The organism is Bradyrhizobium erythrophlei (assembly GCF_042430365.1).
Classification (GTDB): Bacteria; Pseudomonadota; Alphaproteobacteria; order Rhizobiales; family Xanthobacteraceae; genus Bradyrhizobium; species Bradyrhizobium erythrophlei.
Genome location: NZ_JBHMET010000098.1, coordinates 12513 through 25329 on the forward strand (window position 1 = coordinate 12513; position 12817 = coordinate 25329).

Here is a 12817-nt window from a genome sequence, read left to right on the forward strand (position 1 = left end):
AAAGCGCGCAAACGACGAGTGCGTGTGGCGCGGACGGCGAAGTCGTGTGGTCCTGACGCCCCAGTGGCTGGTGTCTCATCAGCAATCCTTTTGCTGATGACGGTGGCAAACAAGCCCGGTCTCGCCGGGGAGAGCACGAAGGAAGCCGTAAAACCATCGCGCAGGGAAAGCCGGGATTCCGGTTACACCTGTGGTCCTACCCCCGTGCTTTTTGTTGCACGGGACCCATGGGTGCGATCGGCGCCGCGGGTGCAATCGGCGCCCGGCTTTCCCTGCGCCCTCTGTTCCTCAGAGAGGCGAAACGAAAGGTAAAACTCGGACAAATCATGCCGCGAGAACGGGGATGTATGACATCAGAAGATGTGTGACTCGCGACCGGCACAACAATCTCGGTGTCGTCCCGGCCTAGTGCGCAGTTGCGCACGGGGGCCGGGACCCATAGCCGCGAAAGTTAATTGTGTGCGATGCTGGGCCCCGATCCCTCTCACAACGAACGGCGGTGATTATGGGTCCCGGCCTGCGCCGGGACGACAGTGGTGGATGCGGCGCACGTCCGTTACGCCCGGAACTGCCGTCGATAGAGACCCGGCTCGCGGCTGATCTTCTTCGTCAGCTCGTTCACCCGCTGCGTCTCCTCCGCCGTCAGGGCTGCGGTCCGTGCGACCCAGTTGTCCCGCTTCACCGGCAGGCACTGCGCGACCGGCGTGCCCTTGGGCAGCACGCCGGTGAAGTTCATGTCGTGCCAATGCGCCGGGAAATGGATCCAGCTGTCGCGAAAACGGTCGCAGTCGACGAGTCCGCTCAGCGTGGTGAAGGGCAGGTCGAAGCGATTGACCGGATGGGTGAAGAACAGCGCGTAGCCTTCCGGTGCCTCGATGGTCCACAGATTGTGAAACTTGATCACGAAGCGGTCGGGCTCGAACAGCGGCGAGCCCATCACCTGGTTTTCGTCATGGAAGCCGACCGGCGATCGCGGGAAATCGAGCACGCCGCCGGGCGGGATCTCATTGTCCCAGGTGATCGCGCCGTTCTCGACCTTGAGATCGCAGATCAGCGGAATCAGGAAGCCAGAGGTCATGGCATCGACGAACGGCGGGCAACGCTTGACCGTATCCTCGTCGCGCATGTTGATCGCGTTGAAGGCCTGCGTCGGCATCGCCTTGAGCCAGCCGGGAAGGCCGAGCGTCGCCGGCACTGGCGGCGGAATCTTGCCCTCGAGCTCCGCCGGACAGCGGAAGGTGAGCGTCATCGGTTCGTTGGTGTTGGGCACGGCTCGCGTTCTTGGTTGTTGGCCTGTCAGGTGCGCCTGCGGGGCAGTTGCTTGGATGATCTAGCACGCGACGGTGTCGGAGCGAAGCCGCGGCACGGTTTCGTCACGAGGCGTCGAATGCACTCGATAATTTGTTATTATCACGGGAGATAAGGCAATTCTCCGAATTTTGGATCGCGAATGCAAATGTTGCCGCGATCGTGATGTCGGTTTGCCATTCTGTGTAAGACTTCGCTGATGGGCATTGGATTTCATGCGACGCCCGGCGCATCATGTGACGTGTCGCGAACGACTGCGTTCTGCAAGGGGGCATGGGAGGTATCGATGGTTGAATCGAAGGTTGAGAGCGTCACCGCGCCGGCGTCCGGCGACGGCCGCGGCGTCAGCGAGCTCGCGATCGCGACTGTCCGCACCGTGCCGATCGGTCAGGCAGAATCCCGCACCGAGCATGATCTGCTCGGCGACGACGATGTGCCGGCCAATGCGCTGTGGGGCATTCACACCAAGCGCGCGGTGATGAACTTTCCGATCACCGGCGTGCCGGTCGGGCACTTTCCGGAATTCGTCCGCGCGCTGGCGCTGGTGAAACAGGCCGCTGCCCGCGCTAACCGGCGTCTCGGCTATCTCTCGGCGGAAAAGGCCGACGCGATCGACAAGGCCTGCACCCAGGTTGCGACCGACAAGACGTACGCCGAATCCTTCGTCGTCGATGCGATCCAGGGCGGCGCCGGCACCTCGACCAACATGAACGCCAACGAGGTGATCGCCAATGTCGCGCTGCGGCTGATGGGCAAGAAGCCCGGCGACTATCAGGCGTTGCATCCGAATGACGACGTCAACATGGCGCAATCGACCAACGACGCCTATCCGACCGCGCTGCGGCTCGCGGTGATCTTCGCCACCCAGCCGCTGGTGCGCGCGCTCGATGACCTCGCTTATGCCTTCAAGGGCAAGGCGGTGGAATTCGCCGACGTCCTGAAGATGGGCCGCACCCAGCTGCAGGACGCGGTGCCGATGACGCTCGGCCAGGAGTTCGACGCCTTCCACGTCACGGTGAAGGAAGACGTCGCACGGCTGAACGAGATCTCGAGCCTGTTCCGCGAGGTCAATCTCGGCGCGACCGCGATCGGCACCGGCATCAATGCCGACCCGCGCTATGCGGCGCTCGCGGTGGAAGAGCTGTCGCGGCTGTCGGGCCAGCCGATGGTGCTGGCGTCCAACCTGATCGAGGCGACGTCGGACCTCGGCGCCTTCGTGCTGTTCTCCGGTGTGCTCAAGCGCGTCGCGGTCAAGGTGTCGAAGATCTGCAACGACCTTCGCCTGTTGTCGTCGGGGCCGCGCACCGGCCTCGGCGAGATTCGCCTGCCCGCGGTGCAGGCCGGCTCCTCGATCATGCCCGGCAAGGTCAACCCGGTGATTCCGGAAGTGGTCAACCAGGTCGCGTTTCTCGTGATCGGCCACGATCTCACGGTGACGATGTGCGCTGAGGGCGGCCAGCTCCAGCTCAACGCCTTCGAGCCGACCATCGGCTATTGTGTGCTGAGCTCGCTCAGGATGCTGACGGCGGCGATCGACACGCTGACCAAGCGCTGCGTCGAGGGCATCGAGGCCGACCGCGAGCGTTGCCGCAGCCTGGTGCAGGGCTCGATCGGGCTGATCACGGCGCTGGCGCCCGCGCTCGGCTATGAGGCGAGCTCGCGCGTCGCGCGTCGCGCGCTGAAGGAAAACCGCTCGGTCGCCGACATCGTGCTGGAGGAGAAGCTCCTGACCGAGGAGCAGCTCAACCAGCTGCTCGAGCTCGAGGCGATGACGCGCCCGGCGCGCCGCCAGGGCCCCGCGCCGAAGGCGTGAGAGGGGCCGATCTTGGCAGAGATAATGTCGCGCCGAAATCCCGCTGATGCAGGAACGCAGAAAGCGTGACGGGCCTTATCCGCAAACTCAGTTCACCTCTCCCGCTCGCGGGGGAGGGAGCGCAGTTCCTTCGGAGCCTACAGCGTCTTGATGAACTCGATCAGGGCGCGCCGCTCCTCGTCCTTCAGCTCCGGGCCGATCACGCCCGGACGCTTCTCGTTCGTGAATTCGTGGCCGGTATTGGTGTTGCCGCGCGTCGAGGTATCGAGCAGGAAGCCGTTCTTGATGCTGTCCTTCCAGACATAGCCGAGGTCCTTGGCATCATATTCCCGGCTGCCGAGATAGAACGTCTTCGGCCGATCCTTCACCGGCGACAGCAGCGCGTAGATGGTCGGCACCGAGCCGTTGTGCAGATAGGGCGGCGTCGCCCAGATGCCGTTGAGCGGGCGCACCTTGTAGGCGAGCGGCGCCTGGATGTCGTTCGGCCGGTAGCCGTTGATGCGCTTGCGATCCTCCGGCGGAACGTTGTTCTGGTCGTACCAATAGTTGACCGTCTTCTCGACCAGCTCGCCGAGCGCCGGGCCGAAGCCGCCGTCCTTGATCTTCAGATTGGCCGGCGTCTCGACGGTGCGCGCCGCGAGGCCCGCGGCCTGCGCGCCATCGGTGCCGATATGGGAGATCGGCACGAGCTCGACGTCGAGCAGCGGCTGGCCGGCCTCGTTCTTGATCCACCATTTCTTGTCCTTGAACAGCGCAAAGGCTTCGCTCGACGGCAGCGCCTTGCTGTCGATCGCCGGGCGGTGGCACTCCTGGCAGTGCGTCTTGTAGAGCTCGGCGCCCTTCTTCGCGAGGTCCATGTTGATCGGCGGCAGGATGTTCTCCGGCCATCTCGGCGACTTCAGTCCGCCAAAGCCCTTGTCCTCGCTCGGCGGATCGCCGGCGATCATGCGCTCCATTTCATGCAGCACGTCGACCCGCGCGCTCGACTTGAACAGGCCCTTGGCCTCGTCGAGCAAATTGAGGTCGGCACTGACGCCGAGCGCCTCGCCGGCGTTGCGCACCATCGGCTGCATGATCGAGCCGTCATACTGCACCCAGCTGAACCACGGCGCGTTCCAGATTCGCGGGAAATGCACGGGCGCCGAATGCGAGGCATAGTTGTTCGGGTTCTTCAGGTCGAGCGAGAACACCTGGTTGCCGATCCGGTTCAGCGCGTCCAGCCGTGCGTAACCTTCCTCGACGCTGTTGGCGGCGACCTTGGTCTCGAGCGCGTTGATCTCGCCGTACTGCTTCAGCACCAGATCGAGCTGGCCGCGCAGCGCCATGCGCTCGTCGACGCTGGCGTTCTTGCCCAGGATCTCGTCGGCAAAGCGGGAGAAGCGGCCCGGCCAGAAGCGCGTCAGCAGCAGCGACACGCCGATGCCCTTCTGGAATTCGAACAGATTGGTGTTGGCGGGACCGCCGTCGATGACGATCTCGGTGCCGCGATAGGTGAAGCTTCCGGTGTGGCAGGCCGCGCAGGTCAGCCCGACCGCCTTCATGTCGGCCTTGCTGCTCGGATTGCGCCATGGCGCGCCATTGGCATCCAGCATCGGGCCGCCTTGCGCGAAGCCGATCGGCAGCGGATCGGGCTTGCCCGGGATCACCGTATCCGCAATGAAGCCGAAGCGGCCGAGATAATTGGTCTCGCTCAGGCGCGGTGCCGCGGTGAGCAGCAGCCAGGGAATGGTCGGCTGCTCCAGCGCCATGAACCATTCATGGGGGATGAGGAAGGTCCGGGTCCCCTGATCGGCGTGATAAAACCAGCGCAGCCGTTCGGCGCTGACATTCTGGTCCAGCCACACGGTCTTTGCCGGCGCCTGATACTCGACGACCTTGACGCGGAAGCCGTCGACCAGCGTTTCGAGATCGTCCTTGAAGTACAGGCCAACGAGAATCAACAACCCGATGATAATGATCGTCTTGCGACGCATGGCCCGTCCCCCGATTCGCGGTCACCGCGCGTCATATTCATCAGGTATTAAAAATCGCCAAAAGCGGGTTCGCGTTTGGCGTGTGTCGCGCGGATGACCATCCTACAGTAGCAGCCCAAGGTCTAACAACGGAAATGTTGTCTGCCTGTGAGCCAGTTCACTATTCGCCGGCCGCGGCACTGACATTCGCGTGCATCGCGGCAGGGAGCCTCGGTTGTGATTCAATCAGACCCGAAAATGCTCTAGAAGCGGCTGATCGATTTTATTCCCGAGGGGACATCGTGTGACCACCGCCGGCGCGGAAAAGCTCACCATCGCTGTGTCCGACGACAGCGCGGTATCCGCGCTGCTGCTGCGTCCGCCGCAGGCGCGCGCGGCCTATGTGTTCGCCCATGGCGCCGGCGCCGGCATGGCGCATGCCTCGATGGAGACGATCGCGGTCGGGCTCGCCGAGCGCGGCATCGCAACGCTGCGCTATCAGTTTCCCTACATGGAGCAGGGCAGCAAGCGGCCCGATCCGCCCGCGATCGCGCAGGCCACGGTCCGTGCCGCGGTCGCGGAGGCCGGGCGCCGTTGTGGCGATCTGCCGCTGTTCGCCGGCGGCAAATCGTTCGGCGGGCGCATGACCTCTCAGGCGCAGGCCAAGGCCCCGCTCGCCGGTGTGCGGGGGCTGGTCTTCCTCGGCTTCCCCCTGCATCCCGCCGGCAAGCCGTCGAGCGAGCGGGCGAAGCATCTCGCCGACGTCAAGATCCCGATGCTGTTCCTGCAGGGCACCCGCGATGCGCTGGCCGAGCTCGATCTGCTCGAGCCTGTCGTGCAGGGGCTGGGAGCACGCGCCACGTTGCATCTGGTGCAGGAGGCCGACCATTCCTTCCACGTGCTCAAGCGCTCGGGCCGCAACGATCGCGAGGTGATGGCCGAGGTGCTGGACGTGTTTGCAGGGTGGATGGTGAAGCATTCGTAGCCCGGATGGAGCCAAGCGAAATCCGGGACAGTGGCGGTTGTGGGCGAGAGAGGCCCCGGATTACGCTGCGCTCCATCCGGGCTACATCTTGATCGCGAGACCGCAATCGGTGCTCCGCCAGAGGCCAGTTCGCGCCGCGATCAGCCTGAAACCGCGCCGCCATAGATCCTGTCGCGCAGCCGGCGCATACCGGAGAGCCAGCGGTCGCGGTTGGCGGCCTTGCGCTGCATGTACTCCTGCACCTGCGGGTGCGAGAGGATGAGGAAGCGCTCCTCCGCCATCGCCTCGATCACCATCCGCGCGACCTCAGCGGGCTGCAGCACGCCGTCGACCCGCGCCGCACTCGGGCCCGGCGTCGTCATGCCGGTTTGCACCGACTGCGGACAGAGCACGGAGACGCGGATGCCGCGGTCGCCATATTGAATCGCGAGATGCTCGGCGAGCGCGACCGCGGCGTTCTTCGTCACCCCATACGGCATCGAGTTCAGCGAGGCGAGGAGCCCCGCGGCAGAGGCGGTGTTCAGCAGGTAACCCGAGCCACGCGCGAGCATGCCCGGCACCAGCGCGCGGGCCGCAAACACATGGCTCATCACATGGACGCGCCAGCTCACGTCCCAATCGGCGTCGGATGCCGTCTCCTGTCCCTTGCGCGACAGCCCGGCGTTGGAGAAGAACACGTCGACCGGGCCGAACTTGTCCTCGGCGGCGGCGACCAGCGCCTTGACGTCCTCCTCCAGCCCGACATCGGCGGTGACCGCAAGTCCGTCGATATCGCCGGCGACACTGGCGAGCCGATCGCGCGAGGTCTTGAGGTCGGCGACCACGACGCCGCGCGCGCCGGCCTCGGCATAAGCGCGCGCCACCGCTTCGCCGATGCCGCTTGCACCACCTGTCACGACGCAGACTTTACCCTTCACGTGCATGGTTCGATGTCCCGCTTCTTGCCGTTGCTTATGAATTGTCAGCCCTGATCGAGCCCCTTGTCACGCGCTTTGCGGACCGCCAGCGCCGCCATCAGGTCGAGCATCGGCGTGGAAAGGTCGGCGGCACGGGCAAAGGCCGCGGGCGCGCGCACCAGCGCGTCGATCTCCATGGCGCGGCCGAGCTCGAAGTCCTGCAGGATCGACGGCTTGTGGTCCGGGGCCGGGCCGGAACGGGTGACGCGCTTGACGTCGGGAATATAGTGCGTCGCCACCGCATTGGCCTCGTCGAGCAGCCGGGGGATCACGTCCTTCAGCGCCGGATCGTCGCGCACGCCGCGCGCGGTCTGCTCGGTCAGCAGGCACAGCACCGACATCGACATGTTGGTGAGGAGCTTTGACCAGATCGTCTCGCGGATTTCCTTGACCGCGGGGGATTCGATTGCTGCGTCGTTCAGCGCCGCACGCAGCCGTGCGATCCGCTCGCTCTGGCGATCATCGCACTCGCCGATCAACAGGCGGTTGCGTTCAGGCGAGAGGTTCGCCACGACGCCGGGCGCGATCACCTCGTTGGAGGAGAAGATCACGCCGCCGATGATGCGTCCCTTCGGAACCACGGCGCGCAGGCGCCCGCCGGGATCGAGGAAACCAAGGTCGGGGATCGACGGGTGGCGTGCAGGCAGGCCGAGATCATACCACCAGGGAATGCCGTTCTGGGCGAATACGATCCCCGTATCGTCCGTGAGCAGCGGCGCGAGTCCGGTTGCCAGCGCGGCGATGCCGGTGGCCTTCAGCGTGCTGATCACGACGTCCTGCGGCCCGAGCTCGGCCGGATCGGCTGATGCCTTCACGCTTACCGTGACGGCGGTTTCGCCAACCCTGAGCGTCAGGCCGTTGGCCCTGACCGCGTCGAGATGCGAACCGCGCATCACGCAAGCCACATCGTGCCCGGCGCGTGCGAGCCGGACCGCAAAATGGCTGCCGACGGCGCCCGCGCCGAAAATGCAAATGCGCATGGGTGGAACTTGTCCCTCGAAGCTGCCGTGCCAGTTTCCACGAGCGTGCGCGGTCGTGCAACCGGTCATGCGCCTGGCGCGGCCACATCACGCCGGAAAGTGATGGATCAAGACACGTCCTTTCCGCCATAGTGATGAACACACAAGATATCGATGAGGGGAGACACGTTCATGCCGGCCAGCCCAGTCCTGTGGAGCCTCGATGAGCGCGGGGTCGCGACCGTCACGTTGAATCGTCCCGAGGTCAACAATGCCTATGATGGCGCGCTGATCCAGGGTGTGCTCGAGGCGATCGACGAACTCTCGACGAAGCCGCTCCGCGTCGTCGTGCTGAAGGGCAATGGCAAGCATTTCCAGGCCGGCGCCGACCTGAAATGGATCAACAGAGTGCGGCCGCAATCGCCCGGGGAGAACGAGGCGGCGTCGCGCGCGACGTTCGAGGCCGTGCAGCGGCTCAACCGGCTGCCGATCCCGGTGGTGGCGCTGGTGCAGGGCGGCTGCTTCGGCGGCGGCGCCGGCGTGATCGCGGCCTGCGACGTCGTGATCGCGGCCGACAACGCGCTGTTTTCGATCACCGAGGTGCGCTGGGGCCTGACCGCCGCGATCATCATTCCGCAGCTCTGCGACGCCATCGGCGTGCGCCAGGTGCGCCGCTACGCGCTGACCGGCGAACGCTTTGGCGCCGCGGACGCGCGCCGTATCGGCCTGGTGCATGAGGTGGTGCCGTTGGCCGAGCTCGAGAGTGCGGGCGCGAAGGTCGTGGAGCAGCTGCTCGCCAATGCGCCGAACGCGCTGGCGGAAACCAAGCAGCTCGCGATGGAGAGTTCGTTCGGCGGCATGGCCGTGGAGGACGAGGCCTATAAGCGCCTCGTTCGCATGCATGCGGCCAAGCGACAGACCGCGGAAGCGGCGGAAGGTCTCGCGTCCTTTGCCGAGAAGCGCGCAGGCCGATGGTAAGGTGAAGGCATAGGTGCGCCGGCGCAGCTCAGCAGCCGCGACAGATACTGCGCAGGCTGCGGTAGACCTCCTCATCCTCGCGGCGCATCTGCTGCAGCGATTCGAAGGTCTTTGACTCACGCGATGTCGACGCCGTCGGTTCAGGCTTGCGCTTCGCCGCGAGCTCTTCTTCCTGCCGGTGATAGCAGGCCTCCCGTTCCGCCTTTGCCTGGATGAAGCGGCAATTTTGTTCGATCGCCATCGCGGGTGCGGTTGCGACGACAAGGCCAAGCGATAGCGAGATCAGGAGTTTCAAGACGAGCGATCCTTCTGCGCCGTTGTTTCAGGTCTCCACGACGGGAGCAAGACGGGACCGGCGTCACAGGGCTTGCGCAAGTGACGTCTTCAGCGTCCGCAGCAGCGCCTGCACGGCGGCCGCGTCGATGCGGCGTTCGGGAACGGCGGCCTTCACCCAAAGATCCGGAACCGGAAACTCCGTCAGCACCGGCACCAATGCGCCCTCGCGCAGCGCATCCTCGACGAGATAGTGCGAGATCAGCGTGATGCCGTTGCCGGCGAGCGCGCTTTGCGTCAGCACGCGGCCCTCGTTCGAGCTGAGGAAGGGGCGCACCTGCACGTTGATACGGCCGCGCGGTCCCTCGAACGGCCATTCCGGTCCGGTCGGCAGGAAGCTGAGGCAGCGATGATCGACCAGATCGCGCGGATGCTGTGGTGTGCCGTGCGTCCTCAGGTAGGCGGGCGAGGCGCACAACAGCCGCGTCAGCCGGCACAGCGGTTCGTCGACCACGCCGCCGAATGACAGCGGGAACGCGCCGATCGCGATATCGAACCCTTCGGTGACCGGATCGACCGAGCGGTCGATCATGACGATCTCGAGCTTCACGCTTGGGTTTTGGGTCTGGAACGCGGTGAAGGCGTCGGCAAGCCGCGCCACCGTGAGCGATGTCGGCGCCTTGACGCGGAGATGATCGGTAAGGTCGCGATCCTTCTCGCCCATCCGCGACAGCAGATCGCCCACATCGGCCACCACGCCGCGGGCGCGATGGACATATTGCTGGCCGGCCTCGGTCAGCCGCAGCTGGCGGGTCGAGCGATGAAACAGCGCCGCGCCGATCCGCTCCTCGAGCTGGGTCACGCGCTTGGCGACCACCGACGTCGCGACATTGAGCTTCCGCGCGGCGGCGGAGAAGCCGCCGGCGTCGGCGGTGGCGAGAAAGGCTTCGAGGTTGGCCAGCGTGTCCATTCGATCTTTCTCGATTCGAGAAAGCTGATTGCATAATTTGGTGGATTGTACTCCTATTCGCATCAATTCATAGTCCACCCAACAAACTTGTTCAGGGCGGAAATCTCGGATGCGAGCGAACACGATCGAAGAACCGGCGCGGCAGGTCCCGATCTACGGCGAGTATGAGTTGGTCGTGCTCGGCGGCGGCCCGGCGGGAATCACCGCGGCGGTTGCGGCTGCGCGTTCCGGACGGCGGACGCTGCTGATCGAGCGCTACGGCTTCCTCGGCGGCATGGGGACCGCGGCGGGCGTGACAAACTTGTGCGGACTGCATGCCAATGTGTTCGGCGAGATGCACCGGGTGGTGCAGGGGATCGCCTCCGACCTCTTGGCGCGCATCCACCGGCTCGGCGGCTTGAACGCGCCGCATCTGATCCTCGGCAAGATCCTTGCGCAGGCCTACGATACCGCGGCCTACAAGATTGCGGCCGACGATCTGCTCGCCCATCACAAGGTCGACATCCTCTTCCACGCGCTCGGCGCCGGCGTCGTGATGGAGGGCGCGCGCGTCCGCGCCTTGATGGTGGAGACCAAGGCCGGCCGGCAGGCGGTTAAGGCCAACATCTTCATCGATTGCTCCGGCGACGGCGACCTCGCGGTGTGGGCCGGCGCGCCTTTCGAAGTCGGCGACAATGCCGGCGGCATGCTCTACCCGTCGATGATGTTCCGCCTTAACGGCATCGATCCCGCCAAGGCCGGTGACGCGTGGCGCACCATCCCGGCGCTGATGGAAAAGGCCGCGGCCGCTGGCATCCACACATTCCCGCGCAAGTCCGCGATCGTGCGGCCGCAGAAATCCCAGATCGAATGGCGTGTGAACTTCACGCAGGTGACGCGCGCGGACGGCAGTGCGATCTCGGGCATCGACCCTGATGACATGACCCGCGGCGAGATCGAAGGCCGGCGCCAGGCGGTCGAGGCCTTTGAATTCCTGCGCACGGTGCCGGGTTTCGAAAATTCCTACATCGTCGACCTGCCGCCGCAGCTCGGTATCCGCGAGACGCGGCGCGTGATCGGCGGCTACATGCTCTCCGGCGAGGATGTGCTCGGCTGCGCCTCGTTTGACGACTCGATCGGCGTCAATGGCTGGCCGAAGGAGTCCCATGTCGCCGGCGATGTGAACTTCGAGTTTCCACCGATCCCGGACAGCCGCGGCTACAATGAGCTGCCGTACCGCATGCTGGTGCCCGAGGGCGTCGACAATCTCTTGGTCGCCGGCCGCTGCGCCTCGATGACCCATGAAGGACAATCGGCGGCGCGGGTCTCCGGCGCCTGTTTTGTGATGGGCGAGGCGGCGGGAACCGCGGCCGCGCTGGCGCTGTCGGGCAACACGATTCCACGCGACATTTCCGTCGAAAAGTTGCAACAACAGCTCGCTGCGCAGGGCGCGTTCATCGGGCGCGATCAGGCGGTGCCCGCGGGACTTTAGAATGTCGCGCGTGTACGTGGCTACGGGCGCGCCGAGGTGGAGGGAAGGGAATGAAGGGTTGGGCACGGCTCGCATGCGCGGGGCTGCTGGTGCTGGCAGCGAGCTCGGTTGCGCGAGCCGATGATCTCCTGAAGGCCAGGATCGGCGTGCTGCGGCTGTCGTCCTCGGCGCCGGTGTTCATCGCGCAGGACAAGGGCTACTTCCGCGACGCCGGCCTTGATGTCGAACTGAAGTTCTTCGACGCGGCGCAGCCAATCGCGGTCGCGACCACCTCGGGCGACGTCGATGTCGGCATCACCGCCTTCACCGCGGGGCTCTACAATCTCGCCGGCAAAGGCACGCTGAAGGTGATCGGCGGCATGAGCCGCGAGAAGGCCGGCTATCCCTTGATCGGCTATTTCGCCAGCAACAACGCCTATGCCGCTGGCCTGAAGACGCCGAAGGATCTTGCGGGCAAGCGCGTGGCGGTGACGCAGGTCGGCTCCAGCTTCCACTATTCGCTCGGCCTGCTCGCCGACAAATACGGCTTCAAGCTGTCCGACGTGAAGGTGGTGCCGCTGCAGTCGCTGTCGAATGCGGCCGCCGCGCTGAAGGGCGAGACTGTCGACGCCGCGCTGCTGCCGATCTCGACCGCGCGCACGCTGATGGATTCCAACGGCGCGAAATTTCTGGGCTGGGTTGGCGACGAGACGCCGTGGCAACTCGGCGCCGTGTTCGCTTCGCCGAAGACGCTGACCAATGCACCGCTCGTGACCAGGCTGCTGACCGCGCTGGTCCGCGCCGATCGCGAGTATCACGACGTGATCCTGGCGACGATCAAGGACGGCGTTGTGCCGATCGACGAGCGGACAAAGCCGCTGCTCGAGATCATCGCCAAATACACCAATCTGCCGCTCGAGCAGGTGGTCGGCAATTGCGCCTATGTCGACCCCGACGGCAAGCTGGATGTGAAGAACGTCGACAACCAGATCAAATGGCTTCAGGAGCAGGGCTTCGTCGACAAGGGCTTTGATGCCAATGCGATCATCGCCAAAGACTATGTGAAGGCGGATTGATGCCACAGCGTCGCGTGCACACCTTTTTCCCCGTCATCCTGAGAGCTTGTGATGCTTTCGGGTTCCTGTGGAGCTTTGGAGCAGGGTGGCGCTGCTC

General features: G+C 65.2%; 11 protein-coding genes. 5 read left to right on the forward strand and 6 right to left on the reverse strand.

Annotated features, from left to right (window positions below):
* Positions 1-556: 556 nt before the first annotated feature.
* On the reverse strand, positions 557-1249 hold the full coding sequence (locus ACFFWD_RS16750; protein ID WP_376967009.1) for a hypothetical protein: 693 nt from the start codon (positions 1247-1249) through the stop codon (positions 557-559).
* A gap of 345 nt (positions 1250-1594) precedes the next feature.
* Here ACFFWD_RS16750 and ACFFWD_RS16755 point away from each other — a divergent pair, with 345 nt between their 5' ends.
* Positions 1595-3121: an aspartate ammonia-lyase gene (locus ACFFWD_RS16755; RefSeq protein ID WP_376966989.1), complete on the forward strand. Its 1527-nt coding sequence runs from the start codon at positions 1595-1597 to the stop codon at positions 3119-3121.
* Between the two features lie 137 nt (positions 3122-3258).
* On the opposite strand, the gene ACFFWD_RS16760 is transcribed toward ACFFWD_RS16755, so the two are convergent.
* Positions 3259-5094, reverse strand: coding sequence for a di-heme-cytochrome C peroxidase (locus ACFFWD_RS16760; protein WP_376966991.1), 1836 nt, complete (start codon positions 5092-5094; stop codon positions 3259-3261).
* Positions 5095-5377: 283 nt separating this feature from the next.
* Between ACFFWD_RS16760 and ACFFWD_RS16765 the strand changes: the two genes are divergently transcribed.
* Positions 5378-6058 carry an alpha/beta hydrolase family protein gene (locus ACFFWD_RS16765; protein ID WP_376966993.1) on the forward strand — a complete coding sequence of 227 codons (681 nt, stop codon included), beginning with the start codon at positions 5378-5380 and terminating at the stop codon, positions 6056-6058.
* A 140-nt stretch (positions 6059-6198) separates the two neighbouring features.
* Here the strand turns inward: ACFFWD_RS16765 and ACFFWD_RS16770 are convergent, their stop codons facing one another.
* Positions 6199-6981, reverse strand: coding sequence for an SDR family oxidoreductase (locus tag ACFFWD_RS16770; RefSeq protein ID WP_376966995.1), 783 nt, complete (start codon positions 6979-6981; stop codon positions 6199-6201).
* A 38-nt stretch (positions 6982-7019) separates the two neighbouring features.
* On the reverse strand, positions 7020-7994 hold the full coding sequence (locus tag ACFFWD_RS16775) for a ketopantoate reductase family protein (protein WP_376966997.1): 975 nt from the start codon (positions 7992-7994) through the stop codon (positions 7020-7022).
* A gap of 171 nt (positions 7995-8165) precedes the next feature.
* On the opposite strand from ACFFWD_RS16775, the gene ACFFWD_RS16780 reads away from it, so the two are divergent.
* A complete protein-coding gene (locus ACFFWD_RS16780; protein WP_376966999.1) occupies positions 8166-8951 on the forward strand; it encodes an enoyl-CoA hydratase-related protein in 786 nt (261 codons plus the stop codon).
* 28 nt (positions 8952-8979) lie between these two features.
* Here the strand turns inward: ACFFWD_RS16780 and ACFFWD_RS16785 are convergent, their stop codons facing one another.
* Both ACFFWD_RS16785 and ACFFWD_RS16790 read right to left on the reverse strand, forming a co-directional pair.
* On the reverse strand, positions 8980-9246 hold the full coding sequence (locus tag ACFFWD_RS16785) for a hypothetical protein (protein WP_376967001.1): 267 nt from the start codon (positions 9244-9246) through the stop codon (positions 8980-8982).
* A 63-nt stretch (positions 9247-9309) separates the two neighbouring features.
* On the reverse strand, positions 9310-10194 hold the full coding sequence (locus ACFFWD_RS16790) for a LysR family transcriptional regulator (RefSeq protein ID WP_376967003.1): 885 nt from the start codon (positions 10192-10194) through the stop codon (positions 9310-9312).
* Between the two features lie 109 nt (positions 10195-10303).
* Here ACFFWD_RS16790 and ACFFWD_RS16795 point away from each other — a divergent pair, with 109 nt between their 5' ends.
* Together ACFFWD_RS16795 and ACFFWD_RS16800 are read left to right on the forward strand one after the other, a co-directional pair.
* The gene (locus tag ACFFWD_RS16795; RefSeq protein ID WP_376967005.1) at positions 10304-11665 is read left to right on the forward strand and encodes an FAD-dependent oxidoreductase; all 1362 of its coding nucleotides are present in this window, start codon (positions 10304-10306) and stop codon (positions 11663-11665) included.
* Positions 11666-11715: 50 nt separating this feature from the next.
* The gene (locus tag ACFFWD_RS16800; protein ID WP_376967007.1) at positions 11716-12720 is read left to right on the forward strand and encodes an ABC transporter substrate-binding protein; all 1005 of its coding nucleotides are present in this window, start codon (positions 11716-11718) and stop codon (positions 12718-12720) included.
* Positions 12721-12817 lie beyond the last annotated feature (97 nt).

What these genes read in the sequence shown, in the direction of transcription:
- ACFFWD_RS16750 (WP_376967009.1), bottom strand. Translation starts at nt 1,249, where the DNA reads ATGACGCTCACCTTCCGCTGTCCGGCGGAGCTCGAGGGCAAGATTCCG.
- ACFFWD_RS16755 (WP_376966989.1), top strand. Translation starts at nt 1,595, where the DNA reads ATGGTTGAATCGAAGGTTGAGAGCGTCACCGCGCCGGCGTCCGGCGAC.
- ACFFWD_RS16760 (WP_376966991.1), bottom strand. Translation starts at nt 5,094, where the DNA reads ATGCGTCGCAAGACGATCATTATCATCGGGTTGTTGATTCTCGTTGGC.
- ACFFWD_RS16770 (WP_376966995.1), bottom strand. Translation starts at nt 6,981, where the DNA reads ATGCACGTGAAGGGTAAAGTCTGCGTCGTGACAGGTGGTGCAAGCGGC.
- ACFFWD_RS16775 (WP_376966997.1), bottom strand. Translation starts at nt 7,994, where the DNA reads ATGCGCATTTGCATTTTCGGCGCGGGCGCCGTCGGCAGCCATTTTGCG.
- ACFFWD_RS16780 (WP_376966999.1), top strand. Translation starts at nt 8,166, where the DNA reads ATGCCGGCCAGCCCAGTCCTGTGGAGCCTCGATGAGCGCGGGGTCGCG.
- ACFFWD_RS16790 (WP_376967003.1), bottom strand. Translation starts at nt 10,194, where the DNA reads ATGGACACGCTGGCCAACCTCGAAGCCTTTCTCGCCACCGCCGACGCC.
- ACFFWD_RS16795 (WP_376967005.1), top strand. Translation starts at nt 10,304, where the DNA reads ATGCGAGCGAACACGATCGAAGAACCGGCGCGGCAGGTCCCGATCTAC.
- ACFFWD_RS16800 (WP_376967007.1), top strand. Translation starts at nt 11,716, where the DNA reads ATGAAGGGTTGGGCACGGCTCGCATGCGCGGGGCTGCTGGTGCTGGCA.